This window comes from Winogradskyella sp. SM1960, assembly GCF_020179375.1.
In the GTDB taxonomy this organism is placed as follows: Bacteria; Bacteroidota; Bacteroidia; order Flavobacteriales; family Flavobacteriaceae; genus Winogradskyella; species Winogradskyella marina.
The window spans coordinates 1-2713 of record NZ_JAICBG010000031.1; the positions used below are offsets into that span (position 1 = coordinate 1).

The 2713-nt window shown below is 30.8% G+C and carries 3 protein-coding genes; all 3 read right to left on the reverse strand.

Annotation, left to right across the window (positions count from 1 at the left end):
- Positions 1–210 precede the first annotated feature (210 nt).
- Positions 211–948 (reverse strand): DUF6882 domain-containing protein, encoded by a 738-nt coding sequence (locus K1X16_RS17810; protein WP_225037420.1) that lies wholly within the window; start codon positions 946–948, stop codon positions 211–213.
- 156 nt (positions 949–1104) lie between these two features.
- A complete protein-coding gene (locus K1X16_RS17815; protein ID WP_179353812.1) occupies positions 1105–1632 on the reverse strand; it encodes a DUF6933 domain-containing protein in 528 nt (175 codons plus the stop codon).
- A 189-nt stretch (positions 1633–1821) separates the two neighbouring features.
- Entirely contained in the window at positions 1822–2445 is a 624-nt protein-coding gene (locus tag K1X16_RS17820; RefSeq protein WP_225037421.1) for a hypothetical protein, read from the reverse strand.
- Positions 2446–2713: the final 268 nt, after the last annotated feature.

The window sequence follows — 2713 nt, forward strand, 5'->3', positions numbered from 1 at the left end:
TCAATCCAAAGTTGTTAGTTTGAAGTTTAAATTTTAGAAAAATGTTGATTTGGAATCAGCTTGTAGTTAACGTGTTTATATATGGTTTGTTGCGTGGTTTAAGCAACTAATTTAGTAAATAATTACAGACAAAGAAAATCCGCGAGGATTTTCGTAAGTAAGCAAAAAGCCAGCAATAAATTATATATGGTGTTGTGCTTAGTGTTTTCGTCATTCGTTTATTTCCTTAATTTCAAAATAGCATTTTTCACAAACTAAATTTATTTTAACAAACTCCATAGATTCGTCATTCCAACCATTTGTTTTAATTCTCTCTTTTTCACATTCAGAACACCAAGCTTGAAAATCATCTTCTTCGTCCAATTCCATTCCTCGATAAGTTTCAAAAGCTTCCTCAAATCCAGTTTTTTGTTTAGAATTCAAATGTTGACAAATAAAAGCTTTCCTTAATTTTCCGTGAATTCCACAGTCAATTAATTCACTTTCTATTTTTTCAACTTCTTCTTTTGTTATTTCTTCGGTTAATAAAAAATATTTTTCTAAATTGTCTGAAATAACTCTATAAGTTCCAATTCCTCCAATTATTTCAAATGCGATAGAAGTTAATTCCCAACCTGTGAAATTATCTCCTTCAAAATGCTCATTCGTTAAATTTCCGTATTTCTTCTTTTCTCCTAATTCTTTAACTTTTAAAGTCTCAAATTTTCTCGGTTCAACAGAACTTTCATTTGCCCAAGACCACATCCAAGTATTTTTCTTTTGCGAAAATGTTCCAATTGGAATGTATTTAAAATAAATCTCTTTGTTTTCCGAATAAAGCCTTAATGTTTCGCTCGATTGATTATAAAACCAATTTTCATAATTATCTGTGTCATATTTTTTTCTGAAATTATTTTGAAATTCAGTCAAACTTTGACAAGAATTTTCAGCATATTTTTTGTATTTCAAAGTTCTAAATATCAATTCAGTTCAGATTTTTTTGCATTAAGCACAACGGTCTTGTGTATGGTTAGTTGCGTGGTTCGGTAGCTAATTTAGCAAACTTTTACTTGCCAGAGAAAATTCCGCAGGAATTTTCGTAAGTAAGCCTAAAAAAGCAATTAATTATACACGGTGTTGTACGTAGGCTTTTATTGTTTCGTTCATTACTTCTTTAGGGTATTTCCAATTCATCATTTGGTTTGGTGAGCTATTCAATCCACTATTAATTTTTCGAAATGGTAAATTTTCAAAACTGCCATAGTCAATTTTCCAATCTTCAATACTATACATACAATTATTCAGAGAGCTGTTGGCACTTCTATCATTATTTGTTTCGCACAGTTTTATTTCTCCAATTATTTCACTTAAAGTTCCGTAATCAATTGCAATTCCGTCGTTTTTAAGTTGTGAATGAAGAGTTTCGGTAAATAGTTTCGTAATATCATTCAATTCGGATGCTTTTATGTCAGGAAGAATTAGCAAATATTTAGTAAGTTTATTTATAATTAACCAACATTTTTTTCTGTCCATATAAAAAATGGTCGCAACCCATTCGCCTAAAATTTTATTTTCGATTTCGTTTTTCTCAACAATCGATTTCTGAATGGTTTTTTCAAGTTTTCGTGTTGTATAAATTTGAGTGTAATTCATTCAATATTTTCCTTATCTGAGTGTCTTTGGCAGCTTACGTACAACGGTCTCGTATAACCGTCAGTTACGGGTTAATATGCGTTAATTTTCGGTTTGACACTGACGTTAGCAATTCCGAGTGGATTCGGACGTAGTCGAATCCGCCGTAATTGCGGTTATACATTGTTGGCAACTGGCTTTTTATTCCGTTTACCATATTTTCCACCATTTATTTTTTTCGACTTTCAGATTTTTGTTATTCAGTTTTTTTATCGGAACTGGTTTTTGTTCTAATTCTTTTCCTCTTTTAAAAACCATTGTGTTTAAGTTCAGTTCATAATCCGTTTTGTCATATTGTTCTCCGCTTTCACTATTATTCCAATCATAAAGTTGACCTTTTAAAATACCATTTTCAATTCGGTTATTTCTTATTCCGTCCCAACACAAACTCTCAACGTATTCTATATCATTCGGTTCATTAACTATTGCTATTGAATTGGAACTTAAAATCAATATTAGTTTGCTTTTGTATTTTAAAATTTCTGAAACATAATCAATCTCATTAATTGGATTTATTGTTTCAACGTCAACTATGTAATTTGTGTTCAACTCGTTGGTTGTTGAAATGAAAAAATATCTATTGTCTTTTAAGTCAATTATTTCAATTCCTTTTTCAATTTCTCCGTGAAATCCGTAAACCCATTTTTCTCCGTTGTTTTTTGTGAATTCAATTGGAATGCAGTATTCGGATAAACAACCATTAATAGCTAAATATCCATCCATATACGCAGGTGGATATTTTAAAATTTTATATAGATTTTGATTTTCAGTCACGGTTTTTTCAGCTTGTTGCCAACGGTCTTGTGTATGATTAGTTGCGTGGTTTGGCAACTAATTTAGCAAAAATTGACCAAACCCGAGAAAATTCCAGCGGAATTTTCGCACGTAAGCTCAACAAAGCAATTAATTATACACGTTGTTAACTACTGGCTTTTTTCTATTTAGGCAGCGTTCAAAATATTTAAATTTTTCTTTAGATTCATTTTGGAACTCAAATTCTCGCAAGAGTTTAAGCGTATTACTCCGTTTAGCGAATCCAGAT